This window comes from Sphingomonas sp., from assembly GCF_030145815.1.
In the GTDB taxonomy this organism is placed as follows: Bacteria; Pseudomonadota; Alphaproteobacteria; order Sphingomonadales; family Sphingomonadaceae; genus Sphingomonas.
On record NZ_JAIXHL010000014.1, the window covers coordinates 38640 to 59936 of the forward strand.

Consider the following 21297-nt stretch of genomic DNA (forward strand, 5'->3'; position numbering starts at 1 on the left):
AGGTGGATCAGGCCGCCCGGTTGGGTTCGACCCAGCCGATCGTGCCGTCGGTGCGGCGATAGACCATGTTGTAGGCGCCCGTTCCCGTATTCTTGAACAGCAGCGCATTGGTGTTGCGCAGGTCGAGCATCATCACCGCATCGGACACGCTGGCGTCCGGCACGTCGACGCGGGTTTCCGCGATGATCGCCGGCGCATCGGCGACCTCTTCGGTCTCCTCCACCTGGAACACGGTATAGCCAGCGTCGAAATCGGCCATCATCGCCTGCTGCTGACCGTTATTGCGGTCCTTCAGGCGGCGCATGTAGCGGCGCAGCTGCTTCTCGATCTTGTCGGCGGCGCCGTCGAACGCAAGATGCGCCTCGGACGGGGCCGAATGCGACCCCTTGAGCACCAGCCCCTGCATCACGTGCGCCACGATGTCGCAGGTAAAGCCATGGTCGTGCGGACCCTTGCCGAACGTCACCTGCGCCGAGATGGCACGGGCGAAATACTTTTCGGCGATACCCTGCAGCCGGTCGTCCACGTGCTGGCGCAGTGCTTCGCCCGTGTCTACCTGATGACCAGAAACGCGGATATCCATATCGTCCTCCGTCTAAACAAGAGGAGCACCTAGGAATGGGGGGCGACAGCGTCAACCGGACGCCGGAACTCCCCAGACAGGGTCCTCGAACCCGGCCATAAACGCCGAATGGCGCGCCAGTTCCTCTGCGCTCGGCGTAAAAATGCGCGCCGGGCGTATATTGCTCTTAGTCGAAGCGACGGTGATCCGGTCGGGCCCGGTAGTTTCACCCACCGCCAGCCCCAGCGCGATCTGCCGCCCGCCGGTCAGTTCGATGAACACCTGCGCCAGCAATTGCGCGTCGAGCAGCGCGCCGTGCAGCTCGCGCGCCGACAGGTCGACGCCATAGCGCACGCACAGCGCGTCGAGCGTATGCTTGGCCCCGGGATGTTTGGCGCGCGCGATCTGGAGCGTGTCGACGATGCGGTCGACCGGTAACATCGCGCGGCCGCACGCCTTCAGCTCACCGTTCATGAAGCCAAGGTCGAACATCGCATTGTGCGCGATCAGCGGACAATCGCCCAGAAACTCGATCAGCTCGTCGCAAATCTCGTGAAAGCGCGGCTTGTCGGCCAGGAACGCCTCCGAAAGGCCATGCACCGCGAACGCCTCGACCGGCATGTCGCGGTCGGGGTTCACGTAACGGTGGAAATGTCGCCCGGTCGGTACGCGGTTGATCAGCTCGACACAGCCAATCTCCACCAGCCGGTGCCCGGCACTGTAGCTCAGGCCGGTTGTTTCGGTGTCGAACACGATTTCGCGCATGCCCTGCTTATCCGCCCGTTTGGCCCGTGAGGCAAGCGATGACCGCCGCAACTTCGGCGCGCGTCGCCTCTTTCGTCGTGCCGGTATCGATCACGAAATCCGCCCGCGCGCGCTTCTCCGCATCGGGCATCTGCCGCGCCAGGATCGACTCGAACCGCTCGACCGTCATGCCCGGCCGCGCCAGCACCCGCGCGCGTTGGACCTCTGCCGGAGCCGACACGACGACGATCTTGTCCACCTGCCGCCACCCACCGGCCTCGAACAGCAACGGCACGTCGAGCAACACCAGCGGCTTGTCGGCATTGGCCTTGAGAAATTCATTGCGGGCATGGGCGACGGCGGGGTGGACGATCCCCTCCAGCCGCTTGAATGCCTCCGGATTGCCGAACACCGCCTCGCCGAGGAGCGTGCGATCCACCCCCAATTCGGTCGTCGTATCCGGAAACTCGGCCTCGATCGCCGCGACTAGCGCGCCGCCCGGCCCCTGCAGCCGGTGTACCTCCGCATCGGCGTCGAACACCGGCACCCCCGCCTCGGCAAACATCGCCGCGACGGTCGACTTGCCCATCCCGATCGAACCGGTGAGGCCAAGGACGAGGCTCATTTCAGTAGCAGCGCCCGCAACTCCGCATCATGCTCGCGCGGCGCCGCCTTGCCGAAGAACAGCTCGAACGCCAGCGCCGCCTGGCCGATCAGCATTTCCAGCCCGTCAACCGTCTCCAGCCCGCGCGCCCGTGCCGCCGCCAGCAACCCGGTCTCGAGCGGCGCATAGACCGCGTCATAGACCAGCGCGTCTTCAGGCAGGTTCGACAGGTCGAGGTCGAGCGGTGGCTGGCCGAGCATCCCTAACGCGCTGGCATTGACCAGCAACGCCACCGGAGGCAGCGGCGCATCGAGTGCTACCACATCGCCCTTGAGCCCGAACGTCGCGAGAAGCCCCATCGCCTTCAACGGGGACCGGTTGAGGATCGTGACATGCCCGACCCCCGCCCGTGCCAGCGCGAACAGGATCGCGCGCGCCGCACCGCCCGCACCCACCACCGCGACCGGCGCACCCTCCAGATCGAACTCGGCAATCGGAGCGTAGAAGCCCGCGGCGTCGGTATTGGTCCCGATCACGCTCCCATCCGGCTGCCGCAAAATCGTGTTCATCGCACCGATCGTGTCACGGACCCCACCCGGATCATCAACAAGATCCATCACGGCGATCTTGTGGGGCAGCGTGACATTGCAACCGCGCCAGTCAGCATCAGCGCAAGCACCGGCTATGTAATCTACCAGCTCGTCCGGCGGGACGTGGAAAGCGCGATAATCGCCCGGAATCCCAAGTTTAGAGAGCCAGAACTTGTGGATCAGCGGCGACTTGGATTGCGCGATGGGATCGCCGATGACTTCGGCAAAGGGAGTGGTCATGACGTCAACTGGCCTCTGGTCCGCAGATAATCGAGGATGTTGAGCAACGGCATCCCCAGGATCGTATAATGGCTGCCCTCTATCCGGCTGAACAGCTGCACCCCCGGCCCCTCGACCCGGTAGCAACCGACACAGCCTGAAATCGCCGGCCATTCGGCGTCGAGATACTCCGCGATGAAGGCGTCCGACATCGGCCGTACCCATAATCGCGCCCGGTCGACATGCCGCCACACGGCGCGGCCATTCTCGGCAACTACCGCCGCGCTGTAGAGGTCATGGCGCTTGCCCGACAGCATCCGAAGGTGCTTCTCGGCATCCGCGCGGTCGACCGGCTTGTCGAGCAACGTCCCGTCCTCGATCGCTACGACCGAGTCCCCACCGAGCACCAGCGTGCCCGGCACCCGCTGACTGACCTTGAGCGCCTTCATCTCCGCGAGCGCATCGGCCAAGTCGCGCGGCGCAACTTCGCCCATCGCGGCTTTGACCGCATCCTCGTCGACCAATGCCGGCAGCGCCTCATGCGCCACACCCGCCGCCGTCAGCATCGCGCGCCGCGACGCACTGGTTGATGCCAGCACGATCATGCGCGGCCTCCCGCGGTCACCCGCTCATTCGCCATGGTGATGATCGCTGCTGCCGTTTCCTCGATCGACCGCCGCGTCACATCGATGACCGGCCAGCCATTGTCGGCGAACATGCGCCGGGCATAGGCGACCTCCTTCTGCACCGCCTCCTGCTCGACATAGCTGGTCTCGTCCTGCTGGTTGAGTGCGAGCAGGCGGTTGCGCCGTACCTGGATCAGTCGCTCGGGACTGGTGGTCAGACCGACGACCATCGGATTTTTCAGCGAAAACAGCAGTTCGGGTGGCGGCGATTGCGGCACGATCGGGATATTGGCGACCTTGAACCCGCGATTGGCGAGGTAGATCGATGTCGGCGTCTTCGACGTGCGCGACACCCCGGCGAGCACGATGTCCGCCTCCTCCCAATTCTCCCAATTGACGCCATCGTCATGCGCGATGGTGAACTGGATCGCATCGACGCGCGCGAAATAGGCAGCGTCGAGCATATGCTGCCGCCCCGGCCGCGCCTTCATCTCCTGTCCCAGCAGATTGGACAGCGCATGATTGACCGGATCGAGCGGCGCCACGGCGGGCAGCCCGATCGCGCGGCACCGCGTCTCGAGCTGACGGCGGATCTCCGGGTTCACCAGCGTGAAGATCACCAGCCCTGGATTCTGCGCGATCTCCGCCAGGATCCGCTCGAGATGCGTCTCGCTACGCACCATCGGCCAGAAATGGCGCAGCACCTCGACATCGTCGAACTGCGCGAGCGCCGCCTTTGCGATATTCTCCAGCGTCTCGCCGGTGGAATCGGAGAGCAGATGCAGGTGCAGTTTCACCTGAAAATCGCCTGTCTGGACAGTTCTGTGGAAAACATGGGGGAAATCGCTAGCGCAACGCGCCGGACCCGCCAAGCGGGGGACTCTGTCCACGCTCCGGGTCATTCGTCCACAACCGCGCCCACAGCGACGCGATCCGCTCCACAGCCTGTGGATAATGTGGACGGTTGAATCGAATCGCGGCGGAATCGCGGGACTCCGCGCCGTCAATCTGTTGGCAGAATGGGGACGAACGCTTAAGCCCCAGCATCCACGCACCAACACACAACTACATCTTTCTAAGATTCTTCTTCTTATTTTTGTTGAGAGACGGGCGACCCTGTGACTGCGAAAAAACTGCTCCGAGTGCTGTCAGGGGAACGCGTCGATGCCCCGCCGATGTGGCTGATGCGTCAGGCGGGTCGCTATCTCCCCGAATATCGCGCACTCCGCGCCGAGAAGGGCGGGTTTCTCGAGTTGGTCAACGACAGCGACGCCGCGGCCGAAGTCACGCTCCAGCCGATCCGCCGCTTCGGCTTCGATGGCGCCATCCTGTTCTCCGACATCCTCGTCGTTCCGCACGCGCTCGGCCAGGACCTGTGGTTCGAAGCCGGGGAGGGACCGCGCCTTGCCCCCAAGCTGGTCGATACCGCGCTGGAAAGCCTTACAGCTGCCCCACAGCGGCTCGACCCGGTCTATGGCACCGTCACCCGTGTCGCCGCTGCGTTGCCGCCTGACGTGACGTTTCTGGGCTTTGCAGGAAGTCCCTGGACCAACGCGACGTACATGGTCGCGGGGCAGGGGAGCCGCGACCAGAGCGAGACGCGCCGCATGGCCTATACCGACCCGGCGGCGTTTCAGGCGATCATCGATGCCATCGTCGCGATGACCATCGACTATCTCGCCAAGCAGATCGAAGCGGGGGGGGAGGCGGTGCAGCTGTTCGACAGCTGGGCCGGATCGCTCAGCCCTGCGCAATTCGAACGCTGGGTGATCGCTCCCAATGCCGCAATCGTCGCCGGGCTGCGCTCACGTTGCCCGAATGCGAAAATTATCGGTTTCCCGAAGGGCGCCGGCGGCAAGCTCGCCGCCTATGCCCGGGAGACTGGCGTAGACGCGATCGGCCTCGACGAAACCGTCGATCCCGCTTGGGCGCACCGGGAGCTCCCCGCCGGCATGCCGGTTCAGGGCAATCTCGACCCGCTCGCGCTGATCGCGGGCGGGGAGGAGCTCAAGGCAGCGGCAACCCGCGTGGTTGATGCCCTGCGCGACCGCCCCCATATCTTCAATCTGGGCCACGGCATTCAACAGGACACGCCGATCGGCCATGTCGAACAGCTGATCGCGATCGTTCGGGGGACAGCACCAGCATGACCGGATTTCTGAGCTTCGCCTGGCTGTGGGTGAAGGCCGCGCACGTCATCTTCGTGATCTTCTGGATGGCCGGCCTGTTCATCCTGCCACGCTATCTCGTCCATCATCAGGAGGCGCTTGGCGACCCGGTGCAGGCGAAAGCATGGGCCGAACGCGAAGCCAGATTGCGCCGCGTGATCCTCACCCCCTCGCTGGTGATCGTCTGGGTGCTGGGGCTTGCGCTCGCGATCAATCTCGGGCTGTTCGAGGGCGGTGCGGGCCTCGGCTGGCTCCATGCGAAGCTGCTGCTGGTCGTGCTGCTATCCGGCTATCACGGATGGGCGATCGCCTATTCGAAGAAGCTCGCGGCGGGGCAGGGGTCGCTGACCTCCAAACAGCTGCGCATGGCCAACGAAATCCCGGCGATCTTCGTCGCACTGATCGTGATCCTCGCGGTGGTGCGTCCGTTCTGATCGCTTGACTTGAACCCGGCCGAATCCTAATCCGCTTGGGTCGCGTCGCCGTTCCGGCGGCGGCCCGGCATCCCTCCTTTTTTCCTCAAGCCATCGCCTCCCGCGCGTCCAAACGCCCGAAAACCTTGTAGCGATCGCCAGACGGACTTCTCCCATGCATTTGAAAGATTTAAAGAAAACCGCGCCCGCCGAACTGGTGACGATGGCCGAGGAACTCGGCGTCGAAAGCGCGTCCACGCTGCGCAAGCAGGACCTGATGTTCGCCATCCTCAAGGCCCAGGCCGAAAATGGCGAGCTGATCATGGGCGAGGGCACGATCGAAGTGCTTCAGGACGGCTTCGGCTTCCTGCGCAGCCCGCAGTCCAACTATCTCGCCGGCCCCGACGACATCTATGTTTCGCCGAACCAGGTCCGCAAGTTCGGACTGCGCACCGGCGACACGGTCGAAGGCGAAATCCGCGCCCCCAAGGATGGCGAGCGCTATTTCGCGCTGACCAAGCTAGTCAGCGTCAATTTCGACGATCCCGATGTGGTCCGCCATCGCGTCAATTTCGACAATTTGACGCCACTCTACCCGGATCAGAAGCTCAAGCTCGATCCTGCCGATCCGACGCAAAAGGACAAGTCGGCGCGCGTCATCGACATCGTCAGCCCGCAGGGGAAGGGCCAGCGCACGCTGATCGTCGCGCCGCCGCGCGTCGGCAAGACGGTGATGCTGCAGAACATCGCCAAGGCGATCACCGACAATCATCCCGAGGTGTTCCTGCTCGTCCTGCTGATCGACGAGCGGCCCGAGGAAGTCACCGACATGCAGCGCAGCGTGAAGGGTGAGGTGGTCAGCTCGACCTTCGACGAACCCGCCACGCGCCACGTCCAGGTCGCCGAAATGGTGATCGAAAAGGCCAAGCGCCTGGTCGAGCACAAGAAGGATGTCGTCATCCTGCTCGACTCGATCACCCGCCTCGGCCGCGCCTACAACACCGTCGTGCCCAGCTCGGGCAAGGTGCTGACCGGCGGTGTCGACGCGAACGCGCTCCAGCGTCCGAAGCGCTTCTTCGGTGCCGCCCGCAATATCGAGGAAGGCGGCTCGCTCTCGATCATCGCCACCGCGCTGATCGACACCGGCAGCCGCATGGACGAAGTGATCTTTGAAGAGTTCAAGGGCACCGGCAACTCCGAAATCGTGCTCGACCGCAAGGTCGCGGACAAGCGCATCTTCCCGGCGCTCGACGTCGGCAAGAGCGGCACGCGCAAGGAAGAGCTGCTGCTCGACAAGGCGACGCTGTCGAAAATGTGGGTGCTGCGCCGCATCCTCATGCAGATGGGCACCACCGACGCGATGGAGTTCCTGCTCGACAAGATGAAGGATTCGAAGACCAACGAAGACTTCTTTGATTCGATGAACCAATAAACGGCCAGAGGGTTTAGCCGCACATGCAGGAAATTTGGGGCCATATCGTCGCCGACTTCGCTGGCTTGTTCTCGGGCAGCGGGTCCGCCTGGCTGGCATTCGGCCAGGTCATTCTGATCGACATCGTCCTGGCGGGCGATAACGCGATCGTCATCGGTGCGCTCGCCGCCGGGCTGCCCGCGGATCAGCGCAAGAAGGTCATCCTGATCGGCATCGTCGCCGCGCTGGTGCTGCGCATCGGCTTTGCGCTGGTGGTGACACAGTTGCTGCAGGTTATCGGCCTGGTTTTCGCCGGCGGCGTCCTGCTGCTGTGGGTGGCGTGGAAGATGTGGCGCGAAATCGGCCATGGCGGCGAAAGCGCCGGATCGCCAGAGATTGAGGGCGACGAACATTCGGGCGTGAAGCCGGCGAAGAGCTTTGCCAGCGCCGCCTGGGCGGTCGCGGTCGCCGACGTCTCGATGAGCCTCGACAACGTCCTTGCCGTCGCCGGGGCTGCGCGCGACCATCCGGGTATCCTGATGGTCGGGCTGGTGATCGCGGTTGCGCTGATGGGCGTCGCGGCGAACATCATCGCCAAGTACATCGAACGCTATCGCTGGATCGCGTGGATCGGTCTTGCGGTGATTGTCTATGTCGCCGGTTCGATGATCTACACCGGGATCACCGACCAGGAAATCGGTCTGCTTCAGCTTTTCCGCTAAGGCATTGATCTAAAATCAGGAAAGGGCGGCATCCGCGAGGATGCCGCCCTTTTCGATTCAGCCGATATGCTCGGCGAAGAACGCCTCGGTCCGGCTGTCGGCCAGCTGCGCTGCCGCCTCCGACCGCCGCTTGCCCATCTCGGTGGCAAAGCCATGGTCCTCACCCGGATAGTCGTGCAGCGTCACCTTTGGATGGTCGTCCAACCCCTCATGCATCGCCTTCTGGGTCGCGGCGGGAACGAAGCCATCGTCGCCGGCAATGTGCAGCATCAGCGGGTTGGCGATGGCATGCTTCTCACCGAGCAGCCCATCGACGCCGACCGCATAATAGCCAACGCTGGCGTCGCTATCGGTCCGCGCTGCGGTCATGAAGGCCAGGCGACCGCCCAGACAATAGCCGGTGACCCCGACCTTGCCGCCGCTGACGTCGCGCGCCACGCGGATTGTCGCCTCGATATCGGCGACGCCTTTGTCCTGATCGAACTTCCCCATCCAGTCGAGCGCCTGCTTGAACTCCGGCTCGACATCGGGGTCCAGATCGATGCCAGGCTCAAGCCGCCAGAACAGGTCGGGGGCGAGCGCGACATAGCCGAGCGACGCGAAATGATCGCATTTGCGCCGGATGCCCTCATTCACGCCAAAGATTTCCTGGATGACGACGATCGCGCCGCGCGGGGTGCCCTCTGGGTCGGCACGATAGGCGGCGAAGCTGCCGCTGCCGTCGATTGCCTGGATTTCGATACTCGCCATGATACGCTCCTTGGTTCAGCGGTGACGCTGCTCGTGGTCGAGCAGCCATTGCTTGGTCGCGGGGCCGTCACCCGCAGAATAGCTGCCCAGCGCGCCGCCGGCAGCGGTCACCCTGTGGCATGGAATGATGACGGGAAGCGGATTGCGCGCGCACAACTGCCCGATGGCGCGCGGTCCCGACTGGAGTCGTCGCGCGAGTTCGCCGTAACTGGCCGTCTCGCCATAGCCCAGCGCGACCAGGCCGTCGCGCAACACGCGACCGCGTGGCGACGACACCGGGGCCAGCGGGAGATCGAACGTTCTGAGATCGCCGGAGAAATACGCCAGCAGCTGTTCCGCCGCAGTGCGAACCGGTGCGGTCGCGCCCATTGCTGGCGGTCCCTCCGCACCGATGGTCACGCGCAGCACGCTGCATGCGTCGCCCTCGATCTTCATCGGGCCGATGGGCGTTGCGATCAGGGCATGGTCGCGCGCATACATGGGCTGAGCGTAGGGCAGGGGATGCTTCGGGCTCAAGTGGAGAAGACGGTATGAAGATCAATGTCGAGGTCGACTGCACCCCTGAAGAGGCGCGCCGTGCGATGGGCTTGCCCGATTTCACTCCGGTCCATGACCGCTACATCCAGATGATGCTCGATTCGATCGACAAGGGCGGGGTCAATCCCGAGATGATGGAGAGCATGATGAAGAGCTGGACCCCGATGGGTGAGGCAGGAATGAATTTCTGGCGCGGCATGTTCGATATGGGCAAGCGTAGCGGGGGCGAGTGACCGACACGATTTTCGCGCTGTCGAGCGGGGCATTGCCGGCCGGCATCGCGGTTATCCGCATTTCGGGGCCGCATGCATTCGCGGCGGTCACGACGCTGGCGGGCGAACTTCCGGCACAGCGTCGCGCGTCTCTGCGAACCCTGCGGTGTGACGGCGAAGTGCTCGACCGCGCGCTGGTCCTCATCTTCCCCGGTCCAGCAACGGCGACCGGCGAAGATCTGGCGGAGTTGCATCTTCACGGCGGCCGCGCCGTGGTGCGCGCGGTCGAGGCAGCGCTCGCCGCGATCCCGGGTCTGCGCGGCGCCGAGCCAGGGGAGTTTACCCGGCGGGCGCTCGAACATGGCCGCATCGACCTGACCGAGGCCGAAGGGCTGGGCGACCTGCTTGCGGCGGAGACTGAGATGCAACGCCGCACCGCGTTGCGTGCTGCCGAGGGTGGCGTGCGCGCGCGGATCGAGGACTGGGCGGCGCGCGCGCTGCGCCTGTCGGCGCTCATCGAGGCCATGCTTGATCATGGCGACGAGGATGACGTGGCGGGGGAGGGTGATGTGCTCGCCGTCGTTCAGAACGACGCCAGCGCACTCGCCGCGGAGATCGAGGCCGTAATCGCCCAGCCACCGGTGGAACGCATTCGTGACGGCATCCGCATTGTGCTGGCAGGGTCGCCCAACGCTGGCAAATCGACCTTGCTCAACGCGCTAGCCGGGCGCGAGGCGGCGATCGTCTCGTCGCTGGCGGGCACGACGCGCGACCGGATTGAGGTGCCGGTGATGCGCGGCGGCGTTGCTTATCTGCTCACCGACACCGCCGGCCTCCACGCCGCTCCTGCGGATATCGTGGAGGAGATCGGGATCGCCCGGGCGCGGACCGCGATCGAAGCTGCCGATCTCGTCCTCTGGCTTGATGATGCGCCGCTGCCCCCGGAGTTGGTGGGCGTTCCGCACCTCCTGATCCACCCCCGTGCAGACGCTGCAGGCCGCTACGTCGGTCCGGATGAGCGGATCAGTGTATCGGCGCAGATGGGGCGGGGCATCGACGGCCTATGGGATGCGATAGCCCGGGTCACTGCGGCGCTGCTGCCACCGTCGGACAGCGTCGCACTCAACATCCGACAGCGCAGGCTTGCCGATCAGGCGGCGACAGCCCTACGCGCCGCTTCAGGCCTGCACGATCTTCTGCTCGCTGCCGAAGAGCTCCGTGCCGCGCTGCGCGCGTTCCATCGCATCACTGGCGCAGCGGATGTCGAGGCGATGCTCGACACGCTGTTCGGGCGGTTCTGTATCGGCAAGTGAATGTTCCACGTGGAACGCTTTTGACCTGACCCCCGCGCGCGGCTATGCGGCCGGTATGCAATCCCTCGACGTGATCGTGATCGGCGGCGGCCATGCCGGGACCGAAGCAGCGGCTGCGGCCGCCCGCTGCGGCGCGCGGACGGCGCTCATCACGTTTGACCCAGCGATGATCGGCGCGATGTCGTGCAATCCGGCGATCGGTGGGCTCGGCAAGGGGCATCTGGTCCGCGAAGTCGATGCCCTGGACGGACTGATCGCCCGCGCTGCTGACGCTGCGGCGATCCACTACCGACTGCTCAACCGCTCTAAAGGGCCAGCAGTGCAGGGACCCCGCGTGCAGGCCGACCGCGTCCGCTACGCCGCCGCCATTCAGACGATGCTAGCCGCCCAACATGGCCTCGATATCGTCGCCGGGGAAGCGGTCGCGCTGTTGATTGAGCAGGGCAGGGTGGCGGGTATCCGGCTGGCCGACGATCGCGTGCTCCGCGCACCGGCAGTTGTCCTTGCCAGTGGCACCTTCCTGGGCGGCCGCATTTTCCGGGGCGAGGAGCGCGAGACCGGCGGCAGGGTAGGGGAGCGTGCCGCGACCGCATTGGGTGTCCAGCTGCGCGACTGCGGCCTCCCGATCACCCGGCTCAAAACCGGCACGCCCCCGCGATTAGATGGCCGCACGATCGACTGGGGCGCGCTTGATGAGCAACCCAGCGACGCCGACGACTGGCGCATGTCGCCCATGACATCGGGACCCCGGCTGCCGCAGCTCGCCTGCGCAATCACCCGCACCACGCTCGAAACCCATGAGATTATCCGTGGCGGACTCGACCGCTCACCGCTGTTCAGCGGCGCAATCGAAGCCGGCGGCCCCCGCTACTGCCCCTCGATCGAGGACAAGATCTTCCGCTTCGGCGACCGCGATGGGCATCAGGTTTTTCTCGAACCGGAGGGGCTGGCGACTCACCTCGTCTATCCCAACGGCCTTTCGACCTCGCTTCCGACCGATGTTCAGTCCGCGATGATCGCATCGATTCCCGGCCTCGACCGTGCCCAGATCGTCACGCCGGGCTATGCCGTCGAATATGACCATGTCGATCCGCGCGCCCTGTCGCACCAGCTGGAGTGCCGCGATCTTCCTGGCCTTTATTGTGCGGGCCAGATCAACGGCACTACCGGCTATGAGGAGGCGGCCGCTCAGGGCCTTGTTGCCGGGATCAACGCCGCAGCCGCAGTGCTCGGCCACCCCCCGACCGTCTTCCCGCGCGAGATCAGCTATATCGGAGTGATGATCGACGACCTGACGCTGCAAGGCGTGACCGAACCCTATCGCATGCTCACCGCCCGCGCCGAACACCGCCTGCACCTCCGCGCCGACAATGCCCATAGCCGGCTCGCCGAATTGGGCGAGGCGGCGGGTTGCCTTGGGCCAGACCGGCGGGCGTTCGTCGCCCAGCGGCGTGACGCGCGCGCACGGCTGGACATGTTGTTCGCCGACACCCGCACCGCCCATGTGCTCGGTCAGGCCGGCGCGCCCGTGGCGCAGGACGGCGCCCGCCGCACCGCATTCGAATGGTTACGGTTTCCAACTGTGACGCTCGATCATCTCCAGATCGATGCCGGCGGTGCGGACCCGGCAGTGCTGGCCGAGCTGATCGAGGATGCCCGCTACGCACCCTATCTCGAACGCCAGGCGCAGGAGAGCGCGACCATGCAGCGCGCGGACGGGACGCGCATTCCCGCCGAGCTCGACTATGCATCCGTTCCAGGGCTGTCGAACGAGATGGTCGAGCGGCTTGCCACCGCGCGTCCGGACACGATTGGCGACGCTGCGCGCGTCCGCGGCATCACGCCCGCAGCATTGACCGCGATCCTCCTCCATGTGAAGCGCGCGGCATGACCAAAGACGAAGCTCGCGACTGGATACGCAGCCGTTACGATGTTTCACGTGAAACACGGCTCGCAACCTTTGTGGACCTGCTGCGCGATGAGTCCACGCGTCAGAACCTCGTTTCCCCAACGTCCCTGGAGCAAATTTGGGCGCGGCACATCGTTGATTCAGCTCAGCTGCTTGAGCATGCCGATGTCGGCGGCTTGTGGCTCGACATCGGCAGCGGCGCCGGCCTGCCCGGAATCGTCCTAGCGATCCTCCGTGACGAGCCCGTCGAACTGGTCGAACCGCGTAAACTCCGCACGGCCTTTCTCCAGCATTGCGTTGATACGCTCGGTCTCACCAACGTTACCATCCACACGGCCAAGGTAGAGCGAACAACGGGACGCGCCGCCGTCATCACCGCCCGCGCTGTCGGATCGCTCGACACACTGTTCCGCATCGCTCGCCACCGGAGCGATCGGTCCACAATCTGGGTGCTCCCCAAAGGCCGCAATGCGCAATCGGAGGTGGAAGATGCGCAGCTATGGTGGCAAGGTTCGTTCCACGTGGAACCGAGCGTGACCGCACCGGACTCGCTCATCATCGTCGCCAAAGAGGTGCGCCCCAGATGATCTGCATCGCCATTGCGAATCAGAAGGGCGGCGTGGGCAAGACCACGACCGCGATCAACGTCGGCACCGCACTCGCCGCGACCGGCAAGCGGGTGCTGCTGCTCGATCTCGACCCGCAGGGCAATTGTTCCACTGGCCTTGGCATCGGTCGCGCTGATCGCGAGCGGTCGACCTACGACTTGCTGATCGGTGAGACCAACCTCGAGGACGTGTTTGTCCCGACCCGCGTGCCGGGCCTCGACATCGTTCCCGCCACGGTCGACCTCTCGGGCGCGGAGATCGAGCTGATCGAGTTCGAAGCACGCACCCATCGTCTGGCCACCACGATCGAGCGCAGCGCACAGCGTTGGGATGTTGTGCTGATGGACTGTCCGCCCTCGCTCGGGCTGCTCACCATCAACGCGATGGTCGCGTCGGACGCGCTGCTCGTACCCCTCCAATGCGAATTCTTTGCCCTCGAAGGGCTTAGCCAGTTGCTCAACACGGTCGAGCGCATCCGCGGACGCTTCAATCCCGGCCTGTCGATCCTGGGTGTCGTCCTCACCATGTACGACCGCCGCAACCGTCTGACCGATCAGGTTGCGGACGACGTCCGCGCCGTCCTGGGCAAGGTGGTGTTCGATACCGTCATCCCGCGCAACGTCCGCCTGTCCGAGGCGCCCAGCCACGGCCTGCCTGCGCTGATCTATGATTATCGCTGCGCGGGGTCCGAAGCCTATATCGCTCTTGCCCGCGAAGTGATCGATCGCCTGCCCAAGCTGAAGAAGGCCGCATGACCGAAGAGACACCGCAAGAGCCGACGACGCCCGCTGCCTCGCCACTCAGCCCCCGCAAGGCGCGGCCCGGCCTTGGCCGTGGTCTCAGCGCATTGCTGGGCGATGCCGAGCGTGAAGAGCCCGTTCGTCCTGGTACCGAGCCGTCGATGGGCGTGCGGCTGCTCCCGGTCAGCTCGCTGTCGCCGCACCCGGATCAGCCACGCCGCCATTTCGATGAGGATGCGCTGGAGGAGCTCGCCAAGTCGATCGCGATGCGTGGCCTCATTCAGCCGATTGTCGTGCGCCCGCATGGCAAGGATTATCAGATCGTCGCCGGCGAACGCCGCTGGCGCGCCGCCCAGCGTGCACGACTGCACGAGGTGCCGGTCATCGTTCGCGACCTGGACGAGGCGCAGACCGTCGAAATCGCGATCGTCGAGAATATCCAGCGTGAGGATCTCAACGCAATTGAAGAGGCCGAGGCGTACGCCAAGCTGATCAACGAATTCGGCCATAGCCAGGAGGCACTGGCCAAGGTCGTCCACAAGTCGCGCAGCCATATCGCGAACCTGATCCGCCTGCTTGACCTGCCCGCCACCGTCCGCCAGCGCGTGGTCGAAGGCGCGCTGACCATGGGCCACGCCCGCGCGCTGATTGGTGCGCCGGACCCGGAAAAGCTCGCCAAGATCGTCGTCGAACGTGACCTGTCGGTACGCGACACCGAAAAACTCGCCCGCGAAGCCAAGCCGCGCGCGGCGGGGAAGGGTGGCGAGAAGGGCGGCGGCGGCAGCAACGCCGACATCGTCGCGCTGGAGCGCCAACTGGGCGACGTGCTCGGCCTCAACGTCAAGATCAGCTTCGGCGAGAAGGGCGGGGCGCTTACGCTGGCCTATTCGACGCTGGACCAGCTGGACATGATCTGCCAGCGCCTGACCGGCGAGAAAATATAGTTATATCAGTAGTTTAGGTGTCTTCTAAAGCCCCTCCCGCCTGCGGGAGGGGTTGGGGAGGGTCTTCTTCTTCTTCTTCTTCTTGAAACGGGGAACCTCGCTCCCCCTCAAAATGAAGAAGACCCTCACCCAACCCTCTCCCGCAAGCGGGAGAGGGCTAAGAGGCGGTAGTCCGCATTCGGGCACCTGCCCGACGCGCGCTCAACCAGAGCGAGATATCCACCGGCGTTCGCCAACTCCCATCGTCACCCCGGCCCTGTGCCGGGGTCCACTGGGAGGCAAGCGCGAAGCTCCAGCTTCAATCCGCTGCGCGCGAGGATGCGTGGACCCCGGAACAAGTCCGGGGTGACGACCAGATAAAGTCGACTTGTCGCCTGCGGAATCCGCCGCCAGATAGTTGGCGTGGAAATAGAAGGCCTTACTCCCGCCGCCTTGCGGGCTTTACCAAGCGGCGAGCTGGATGCTCTGCTCGCGTTCGGGCGACCGATCACATTTCGTATCGGATCGGCAACCGTGCTCGCTGAGTTCAACCAAGATGACGATTGCCTCACCGTCAATCTCGCTCACATCGACGGTGGCGGGGAGGGCGTGCTTGTGTCGCTATGGAAGCTCGTCACCGCGTTCGCGAAAGAACGTGGCTATCGTCGCGTATTGTGGAACGTGCATGCACTCACCTGTGCCAATCCCAACCCACGCCTCCAGAGGTTTTTGGGCGAACGCGGGTTTGTTGAAACGCACAGCGAAAGACACGGTCGGGTCTTGAGTCGTCTGGAGCCGATTCAATATCCCTGAACTGGCCGCCCCTCACCCCCGCGCCGCCCCGCGCGCCAGCACCGCCAGCTCATGATCCGCCAGCACCTGTCCGGCATTCCCCCCACCGCGCGTCATCGCCCGCTCCGCCTCCCGCGCACGTTCCACGGCGCGGGCGAGCATCGGGCTGTTCCAGCGTTGCAGCGCGCGGATCGTCGCGGCTTCTTCCTTGAAGAACACGCGATGCTTCTTGACCACCTCGCCGGGGCTCATCCCATGATCGATATCGGCGCGCATCTCGGCCAGCGCCATCAGGCGTCGGACCAGCCCGCGCAGCAGCGGAATGGTCGACACCCCCGCCGCATCGAGCCGCGCAAGCTCGACGCCGATCTCGGCCGGGCGACCGCCCACCACCGCCTCGATCGCGCCCGACATCTCGGCCTCGCCCAGATCGGCGCCAATTGCATCTAGCGCCTCGATCCCCGCCTCGCGCGGCCGATCGGGCGCGGCGTCGAGGAACAGCGACAATTTCTCGATCTCGCGCGCCAGCACCGCGCGGTCGCCGCCCGACATGGCGGCGAGGCGATCCGCCGCTCCGCCAACCAGCCGCAACCCATGTTCGCGCGCAATTCCGGTCGCCAGCTGCCCGGCGGTGCGCGCGTCGGGCACGTAACAGGAGTGAACCATCACATTGGGCGCGGCGAGCGCGAGCTTGAGCAGCCGACCGGTGCCCTTCAGCCCGCCGCCGACCGCGACCACCGGATTCCCTGCGGTCTCGGCCTCGATCAGCATCCGCACGGCATCGGTGCCGCCATCGTCGATCCCCGACACGCGGATGTAGCGCGCTCCCCCGAACAGCGACAGCGATGCCGCTTCGCCAGCCAACAAGCCGGCATCGTCCTTCAGCGCGCTGCCCTCGATATCGATGCGCTCGGCATCCGGCCCCATCGCCCGGCCCAGCCGCGCGGCCAGGTCGTTCGCGCCCGCCTCATCGGGGCCGTAGAGCAGGAACAGACGAATATCGGCGCCCGGCTTGTCCAGCCGCGCGCGGATCTGCGCCTCGCTCGCCTTCACTTCGTTTTGGAACTGCGCGCGTAGCGGGCCAGCCGCGCGACGATTTGGTCCGCGACGATGCCCGACAGCCGCTCCAGCGCGCTCCGCTCGGCCGCGATCGTCGCATATTCGGATCCCGCGACGTCGATGCCGGCGTCCGACCCGGCGGTCGCGTCAAGCACGGTCTGCCCGGTCGCCAGATCGATCAGCTGATAGCGCGCACGCAACGTCCGCCGCTCGCGCGTCACCACGTCATCGCTGCGCACGCCCAGACCCTCGATCCGGTCATCCAGCTTGATTTCCAGCCGATAGGCGGGAGTGCCGCTGCGCGTCGCTTCGATCCGGTCGCGCACGGCATTGGCGACCAGCCAGCCATTCTCACCCGGAATCGGCGCCACCTCGACCCCCGACAGCATCGTCTGCACCGGGCCACCCACGCCGCCGCCATAGAGTGGCCGCAGCCCGCAAGCCGACAGCGTGGTGCTCGCCGCGACCAGCGCGATCAGGAGTGCTGCGCGCTTCATGCGACGATGTTCACCAGACGGTCGGGCACGACGATCACCTTTCGCGGGGTAGCGCCGTCCAGAATGCGCTGCACATTGGGGTTTGCCAAGGCCATGGCTTCCAGATCGGCCTTGTCGGCGCCCTTGGCGGCGGTGACCGTGTCGCGCAGCTTGCCATTGACCTGGATCGCGATCGTCACATCGTCATCGACCAGCAGGGCAGGGTCGACCGCGGGCCATTCGGCATCGGCGATCAGGCCGTCCTGGCCCATCGCTGCCCAGGCTTCCTCGGCCAGATGCGGCACCATCGGCGCGGCGACCAGGATCGCGGTGCGGATCGCGGTTGCGCGCGATGCGCTGGGTGCAGCCTTCTCGATCGCGTTGACCAGCCCATAGAGCTTGGCCACCGCCTTGTTGAACTGCAGCCCCTCGATATCCGCGGCGACCCCAGCGATGGTCTGGTGGAGCACGCGGTCGAGGCTCTTGTCCTCGCCGGTCCAGTCGCCCAGCCCGTCGAACAACCGCCACAGCCGCTGGACGAAGCGCCACGCGCCCTCGATGCCGTTCTCGGTCCACTCCAGATCGCGCTCGGGCGGCGAATCCGACAGCACGAACCACCGCACCGCGTCCGCGCCATATTGGTCCACGATCGGTTCGGGATCGACCGTGTTCTTCTTGGACTTGGACATCTTCTCGATGCGACCGACGGTGACCGGACCACCGCCTTCGGCTTCGACCAGCGCATCATTGCTGCGCACCACCTCGCCCGGCGACAGCCAGCGGCCATCGGCGGACTTGTAGGTTTCGTGCGTCACCATGCCTTGCGTGAACAGCCCCTCGAACGGCTCGGCAATGTCGATCATCCCGATTCGCTTGAGCGCGCGCGTCCAGAAGCGGGCGTAGAGCAGGTGCAGGATCGCATGCTCGACCCCGCCGATATATTGATTCACCGGCAGCCATTGCTCGGCCACCGCGCGGTCGAACGGCTTGTCCTTGGGCTGGCTGGCGAAGCGGATGAAATACCAGCTCGAATCGACGAAGGTATCCAGCGTATCGGTCTCGCGCCGCGCCGGCTTGCCGCATTGCGGGCAATCGACATGCTTCCACGTCGGATGGCGGTCGAGCGGGTTGCCGGGGATGTCGAAACTGACATCTTCGGGCAGCACGACCGGCAGCTGCTTCTTGGGCACCGGCACCGCGCCGCAAATCTCGCAATGCACGATCGGGATCGGCGTGCCCCAGTAACGCTGGCGCGACACGCCCCAGTCGCGCAGCCGCCACACGGTCGTGCCCTTGCCCCATCCTTCGGATTCGGCGCGGCAGATCACCTCCCGCTTCGCGTCGGCGACATCCATGCCATTCAGGAAGTGAGAATTGACCAGCGTACCGGGGCCGGTGTAGCTTTCTTCCTCGACATATTCGCTTTGGGTTTTTTCGCCATCCGAGACGACGCGCCGGATCGGCAGCCCATATTTGGTGGCAAATTCGAAATCGCGCTGGTCATGCGCCGGCACCCCGAACACCGCGCCAGTGCCATAGTCCATCAGCACGAAGTTGGCGATATAGACCGGCAATTCCCAAGTGGAATCAAAGGGATGGGCCGCCCGGATGCCGGTGTCGAAGCCCAATTTCTCCTGCGTCTCGATCTCCGCTGCAGTGGTCCCGCCCAGCTTGCACTGCGCGATAAACTCCGCCGCTGCCGCATCCTTGGCCGCCAGCGCCTGCGCGATCGGATGATCCGCCGCGATCGCCACGAAGCTCGACCCGAAAATCGTGTCGGGGCGGGTGGTGAACACCTCTACTTCATTGAAATCGCTGGACGAAAGCTTGAAGCGGAACTGCATGCCCTGCGATTTGCCGATCCAGTTTTCCTGCATCAGCCGGACCTTGTCGGGCCATTTGTCGAGGGTATCGAGGCCGTCGAGCAGCTCGTCGGCAAAGTCGGTGATCTTGAGGAACCACTGGTTGAGCTTCTTCTTCTCGACCAGCGCCCCCGACCGCCAGCCGCGCCCGTCGATCACCTGCTCATTGGCGAGCACGGTCATATCGACCGGGTCCCAGTTGACCGTCGATTCCTTGCGATAAACCAATCCGTTAGCGAACAGGTCCAGGAACAGCGCCTGTTCGTGGCCGTAGTAATCGGGCTCGCACGTCGCCAGTTCGCGACCCCAGTCGATCGCGAGGCCAAGGCGTTTCAGCTGCGCGCGCATCGTCGCGATGTTGTCGCGGGTCCAGCCGCCGGGATGGACCTTCTTCTCCATTGCTGCATTTTCGGCCGGCATGCCGAACGCGTCCCACCCCATCGGGTGGAGCACTTCCATGCCCTTCATCCGCCGATAGCGCGTCAGCACGTCGCCCATCGTATAGTTGCGGACATGCCCCATATGGATGCGCCCCGACGGATAGGGAAACATCTCAAGCACATAGGATTTGGGCTTGGGCGAATGATCGTCCGCGGCGAAGGTGCGGCGTTCTTCCCAGACCTTCTGCCACGCGGAATCGGCGTTCAGCGCGTTGAACCGCGACACATGTCTTTCCTTGTCTTCATCCGGACGGGCGCTTGGCCCGCCGGATCACTTCTCGACGATGACGGCGCGGCGCAGGTCGCGGGCCTTGGTCAGGATGATGTCTTCCAGCTTCTGGACCGTCGCCGCTTCGACCGGGGCATCGACCCACTGGCCGCCGCGATTCTGCTGACGCTGGACGCTGACGCGCAGCGCATCTGCACGCAGATCCTGATCGAGGATCGCCACCGTGATCTTCACCCGCTCGGTCGCGAGGTTGGGATTCACATGCCAGTCGGTAACGATGACGCCGCCATTCGAATCGGTCTGTGCGATCGGCGCGAACGACACGGTGTCGAGCGCGGCGCGCCACAGATAGGCGTTGACGCCGATCGTCGTGACTTTCGACGCGGCAAGATCGGCACGCGGGCGATCGCCACCGCCACCGCAAGCGGCGAGGGTGAGGGCAACGCTGCCCAGGATCGCGGTGCGCAACTGGCGGTTCATCGGCATCATCCTATGGGAAATCTCTTCGGCTCGGTGTGCATCTATAGATGCTGGCGCGCGCGCCGCAAGCGCAAGCCGCTGCAGGTCCATGCTGTGCGTCTTGAGCAACACCTGCACCAAAATCGGATTCGCCCTGTGGAACATCGCGGTCGAATCATGGTAGTGGCTAGCGCGAATAAGGGGTTTCGATGCGTATTCGTCGGATCATTGCGGGATTGGGGCTGGGGGCGCTGAGCGTCGCCGGGCTCGTTGCCGCGCCGGCGTTGCTCGCGCAGACCGGGGCGCCACGGCAGGCTGCGCCACAGCGCGCGAGCCAGATTGCGGGCATCGGCACCTTTACCCCGGCATCGGCCGACCCGCGACTCGCGGCCGCCCTGGCGCGCAGCGGCCTTTCCGGCAGCGGGTTCCGCTTCACGCCAGCCGACACGCGCGGGACCAATAATCGCAGCGTGACCGTCGCGGTCCGCGCCCGCACGACGCGCCCAGCCGCCGCCATCGCCGATCGCGGCGCGGCTGCCCCAGCTTCGGTGACGCTGCAGCCGATCGCCTATAATCTGGGCGTGTCGGTGGGCTGGAAGCGTTTTGCGATCTCGGGCGACCTCGCCAAGATGGATCTGGCCGGTCAGCCGGGTAGCAGCCAGAAGATGGACCTCGGCGTTTCCTATACCGGAAAGCGCGCATCGGGACGGATCAAGGCGACCAGCGAGAAGCCGACCGAGCGCGGTCCGCGCCTGTTGACGGTCGATCCCAATTATTCGCTTGATGTCGGCGGGGCCTATTCGATCACCCGCAATCTCGATGTGACGGCTGGCGTTCGCTATACTAGCGAGAAGGATCGTCTGCCGCAGCTGAAGGATGACCGCCGCGACAGCCAGGCGGTCTATGTCGGGACCGCGATCCGCTTCTGA

The 21297-nt window shown here is 65.2% G+C and carries 24 protein-coding genes; 12 read left to right on the forward strand and 12 right to left on the reverse strand.

Features of this window, described 5'->3' with window-relative positions; genetic code table 11:
- Positions 1–7 precede the first annotated feature (7 nt).
- Genes raiA through KYX69_RS13675 form a run of 6 tightly spaced genes read right to left on the reverse strand, consistent with a single transcriptional unit; the run spans position 8 to position 4142 of the window.
- Complete coding sequence (gene raiA, locus KYX69_RS13650) at positions 8–583, reverse strand: ribosome-associated translation inhibitor RaiA (RefSeq protein ID WP_300498263.1); 576 nt, start codon at positions 581–583, stop codon at positions 8–10.
- Between the two features lie 51 nt (positions 584–634).
- Entirely contained in the window at positions 635–1327 is a 693-nt protein-coding gene (gene dnaQ / locus KYX69_RS13655) for a DNA polymerase III subunit epsilon (protein ID WP_300498264.1), read from the reverse strand.
- Positions 1328–1334: 7 nt separating this feature from the next.
- Positions 1335–1931 (reverse strand): dephospho-CoA kinase, encoded by a 597-nt coding sequence (coaE, locus tag KYX69_RS13660; RefSeq protein WP_300498265.1) that lies wholly within the window; start codon positions 1929–1931, stop codon positions 1335–1337.
- Entirely contained in the window at positions 1928–2740 is an 813-nt protein-coding gene (gene aroE, locus KYX69_RS13665; RefSeq protein WP_300498266.1) for a shikimate dehydrogenase, read from the reverse strand. Before aroE ends, coaE begins: the two co-directional genes overlap by 4 nt.
- Entirely contained in the window at positions 2737–3324 is a 588-nt protein-coding gene (locus KYX69_RS13670; protein ID WP_300498267.1) for a nucleoside triphosphate pyrophosphatase, read from the reverse strand. Before KYX69_RS13670 ends, aroE begins: the two co-directional genes overlap by 4 nt.
- The gene (locus KYX69_RS13675) at positions 3321–4142 is read right to left on the reverse strand and encodes a pyruvate, water dikinase regulatory protein (protein WP_300498269.1); all 822 of its coding nucleotides are present in this window, start codon (positions 4140–4142) and stop codon (positions 3321–3323) included. Before KYX69_RS13675 ends, KYX69_RS13670 begins: the two co-directional genes overlap by 4 nt.
- 321 nt (positions 4143–4463) lie before the next feature.
- On the opposite strand from KYX69_RS13675, the gene hemE reads away from it, so the two are divergent.
- The 4 genes from hemE (at position 4464) to KYX69_RS13695 (ending at position 8059) form a co-directional block, all read left to right on the forward strand.
- Complete coding sequence (hemE, locus tag KYX69_RS13680; RefSeq protein WP_300498270.1) at positions 4464–5495, forward strand: uroporphyrinogen decarboxylase; 1032 nt, start codon at positions 4464–4466, stop codon at positions 5493–5495.
- Positions 5492–5947, forward strand: a complete 456-nt coding sequence (locus KYX69_RS13685) for a CopD family protein (protein WP_300498272.1) — start codon at positions 5492–5494, stop codon at positions 5945–5947. The genes hemE and KYX69_RS13685 overlap by 4 nt, the downstream gene beginning before the upstream one ends.
- 154 nt (positions 5948–6101) lie before the next feature.
- Entirely contained in the window at positions 6102–7358 is a 1257-nt protein-coding gene (gene rho, locus KYX69_RS13690; protein ID WP_300498274.1) for a transcription termination factor Rho, read from the forward strand.
- A 23-nt stretch (positions 7359–7381) separates the two neighbouring features.
- Positions 7382–8059, forward strand: coding sequence for a TerC family protein (locus KYX69_RS13695; RefSeq protein WP_300498276.1), 678 nt, complete (start codon positions 7382–7384; stop codon positions 8057–8059).
- Between the two features lie 57 nt (positions 8060–8116).
- On the opposite strand, the gene KYX69_RS13700 is transcribed toward KYX69_RS13695, so the two are convergent.
- On the reverse strand, positions 8117–8809 hold the full coding sequence (locus KYX69_RS13700; protein WP_300498278.1) for a dienelactone hydrolase family protein: 693 nt from the start codon (positions 8807–8809) through the stop codon (positions 8117–8119).
- A gap of 15 nt (positions 8810–8824) precedes the next feature.
- Positions 8825–9289, reverse strand: a complete 465-nt coding sequence (locus tag KYX69_RS13705) for a methylated-DNA--[protein]-cysteine S-methyltransferase (RefSeq protein ID WP_300498280.1) — start codon at positions 9287–9289, stop codon at positions 8825–8827.
- A gap of 50 nt (positions 9290–9339) precedes the next feature.
- Here KYX69_RS13705 and KYX69_RS13710 point away from each other — a divergent pair, with 50 nt between their 5' ends.
- The 7 genes from KYX69_RS13710 to KYX69_RS13740 all read left to right on the forward strand — a co-directional run bounded on the left by KYX69_RS13710 (position 9340) and on the right by KYX69_RS13740 (position 15864).
- Positions 9340–9579, forward strand: a complete 240-nt coding sequence (locus KYX69_RS13710) for a DUF6489 family protein (RefSeq protein WP_300498281.1) — start codon at positions 9340–9342, stop codon at positions 9577–9579.
- Positions 9576–10871 carry a tRNA uridine-5-carboxymethylaminomethyl(34) synthesis GTPase MnmE gene (gene mnmE / locus KYX69_RS13715; protein ID WP_300498282.1) on the forward strand — a complete coding sequence of 432 codons (1296 nt, stop codon included), beginning with the start codon at positions 9576–9578 and terminating at the stop codon, positions 10869–10871. Before KYX69_RS13710 ends, mnmE begins: the two co-directional genes overlap by 4 nt.
- 55 nt (positions 10872–10926) lie before the next feature.
- Positions 10927–12762, forward strand: a complete 1836-nt coding sequence (mnmG, locus tag KYX69_RS13720) for a tRNA uridine-5-carboxymethylaminomethyl(34) synthesis enzyme MnmG (protein ID WP_300498283.1) — start codon at positions 10927–10929, stop codon at positions 12760–12762.
- Positions 12759–13367, forward strand: a complete 609-nt coding sequence (gene rsmG, locus KYX69_RS13725) for a 16S rRNA (guanine(527)-N(7))-methyltransferase RsmG (RefSeq protein WP_300498285.1) — start codon at positions 12759–12761, stop codon at positions 13365–13367. The genes mnmG and rsmG overlap by 4 nt, the downstream gene beginning before the upstream one ends.
- Positions 13364–14143 carry a ParA family protein gene (locus KYX69_RS13730; protein ID WP_300498286.1) on the forward strand — a complete coding sequence of 260 codons (780 nt, stop codon included), beginning with the start codon at positions 13364–13366 and terminating at the stop codon, positions 14141–14143. Before rsmG ends, KYX69_RS13730 begins: the two co-directional genes overlap by 4 nt.
- Complete coding sequence (locus tag KYX69_RS13735; protein ID WP_300498288.1) at positions 14140–15072, forward strand: ParB/RepB/Spo0J family partition protein; 933 nt, start codon at positions 14140–14142, stop codon at positions 15070–15072. The genes KYX69_RS13730 and KYX69_RS13735 overlap by 4 nt, the downstream gene beginning before the upstream one ends.
- A 402-nt stretch (positions 15073–15474) precedes the next feature.
- Positions 15475–15864: a hypothetical protein gene (locus KYX69_RS13740; RefSeq protein ID WP_300498290.1), complete on the forward strand. Its 390-nt coding sequence runs from the start codon at positions 15475–15477 to the stop codon at positions 15862–15864.
- A gap of 12 nt (positions 15865–15876) precedes the next feature.
- On the opposite strand, the gene holA is transcribed toward KYX69_RS13740, so the two are convergent.
- The 4 genes from holA to KYX69_RS13760 are packed head-to-tail and all read right to left on the reverse strand — an operon-like array spanning position 15877 to position 20389.
- On the reverse strand, positions 15877–16896 hold the full coding sequence (gene holA / locus KYX69_RS13745) for a DNA polymerase III subunit delta (protein WP_300498292.1): 1020 nt from the start codon (positions 16894–16896) through the stop codon (positions 15877–15879).
- Positions 16893–17399, reverse strand: coding sequence for an LPS assembly lipoprotein LptE (lptE, locus tag KYX69_RS13750; RefSeq protein ID WP_300498294.1), 507 nt, complete (start codon positions 17397–17399; stop codon positions 16893–16895). Before lptE ends, holA begins: the two co-directional genes overlap by 4 nt.
- Complete coding sequence (leuS, locus tag KYX69_RS13755) at positions 17396–19906, reverse strand: leucine--tRNA ligase (RefSeq protein WP_300498295.1); 2511 nt, start codon at positions 19904–19906, stop codon at positions 17396–17398. Before leuS ends, lptE begins: the two co-directional genes overlap by 4 nt.
- A 45-nt stretch (positions 19907–19951) precedes the next feature.
- Positions 19952–20389, reverse strand: a complete 438-nt coding sequence (locus KYX69_RS13760; RefSeq protein WP_300498297.1) for a DUF3576 domain-containing protein — start codon at positions 20387–20389, stop codon at positions 19952–19954.
- Between the two features lie 188 nt (positions 20390–20577).
- On the opposite strand from KYX69_RS13760, the gene KYX69_RS13765 reads away from it, so the two are divergent.
- Positions 20578–21297, forward strand: coding sequence for a hypothetical protein (locus tag KYX69_RS13765; RefSeq protein WP_300498299.1), 720 nt, complete (start codon positions 20578–20580; stop codon positions 21295–21297).

Bases quoted from the DNA above. Each gene is read 5' to 3' on its own strand.
- KYX69_RS13670 (WP_300498267.1), bottom strand. From the start codon at position 3,324: ATGATCGTGCTGGCATCAACCAGTGCGTCGCGGCGCGCGATGCTGACG.
- KYX69_RS13695 (WP_300498276.1), top strand. From the start codon at position 7,382: ATGCAGGAAATTTGGGGCCATATCGTCGCCGACTTCGCTGGCTTGTTC.
- KYX69_RS13685 (WP_300498272.1), top strand. From the start codon at position 5,492: ATGACCGGATTTCTGAGCTTCGCCTGGCTGTGGGTGAAGGCCGCGCAC.
- KYX69_RS13700 (WP_300498278.1), bottom strand. From the start codon at position 8,809: ATGGCGAGTATCGAAATCCAGGCAATCGACGGCAGCGGCAGCTTCGCC.
- mnmG (WP_300498283.1), top strand. From the start codon at position 10,927: ATGCAATCCCTCGACGTGATCGTGATCGGCGGCGGCCATGCCGGGACC.
- rho (WP_300498274.1), top strand. From the start codon at position 6,102: ATGCATTTGAAAGATTTAAAGAAAACCGCGCCCGCCGAACTGGTGACG.
- KYX69_RS13705 (WP_300498280.1), bottom strand. From the start codon at position 9,289: ATGTATGCGCGCGACCATGCCCTGATCGCAACGCCCATCGGCCCGATG.
- raiA (WP_300498263.1), bottom strand. From the start codon at position 583: ATGGATATCCGCGTTTCTGGTCATCAGGTAGACACGGGCGAAGCACTG.
- KYX69_RS13710 (WP_300498281.1), top strand. From the start codon at position 9,340: ATGAAGATCAATGTCGAGGTCGACTGCACCCCTGAAGAGGCGCGCCGT.
- KYX69_RS13765 (WP_300498299.1), top strand. From the start codon at position 20,578: ATGCGTATTCGTCGGATCATTGCGGGATTGGGGCTGGGGGCGCTGAGC.
- lptE (WP_300498294.1), bottom strand. From the start codon at position 17,399: ATGAAGCGCGCAGCACTCCTGATCGCGCTGGTCGCGGCGAGCACCACG.
- KYX69_RS13735 (WP_300498288.1), top strand. From the start codon at position 14,140: ATGACCGAAGAGACACCGCAAGAGCCGACGACGCCCGCTGCCTCGCCA.
- KYX69_RS13730 (WP_300498286.1), top strand. From the start codon at position 13,364: ATGATCTGCATCGCCATTGCGAATCAGAAGGGCGGCGTGGGCAAGACC.
- aroE (WP_300498266.1), bottom strand. From the start codon at position 2,740: ATGACCACTCCCTTTGCCGAAGTCATCGGCGATCCCATCGCGCAATCC.
- dnaQ (WP_300498264.1), bottom strand. From the start codon at position 1,327: ATGCGCGAAATCGTGTTCGACACCGAAACAACCGGCCTGAGCTACAGT.
- rsmG (WP_300498285.1), top strand. From the start codon at position 12,759: ATGACCAAAGACGAAGCTCGCGACTGGATACGCAGCCGTTACGATGTT.
- coaE (WP_300498265.1), bottom strand. From the start codon at position 1,931: ATGAGCCTCGTCCTTGGCCTCACCGGTTCGATCGGGATGGGCAAGTCG.
- KYX69_RS13760 (WP_300498297.1), bottom strand. From the start codon at position 20,389: ATGAACCGCCAGTTGCGCACCGCGATCCTGGGCAGCGTTGCCCTCACC.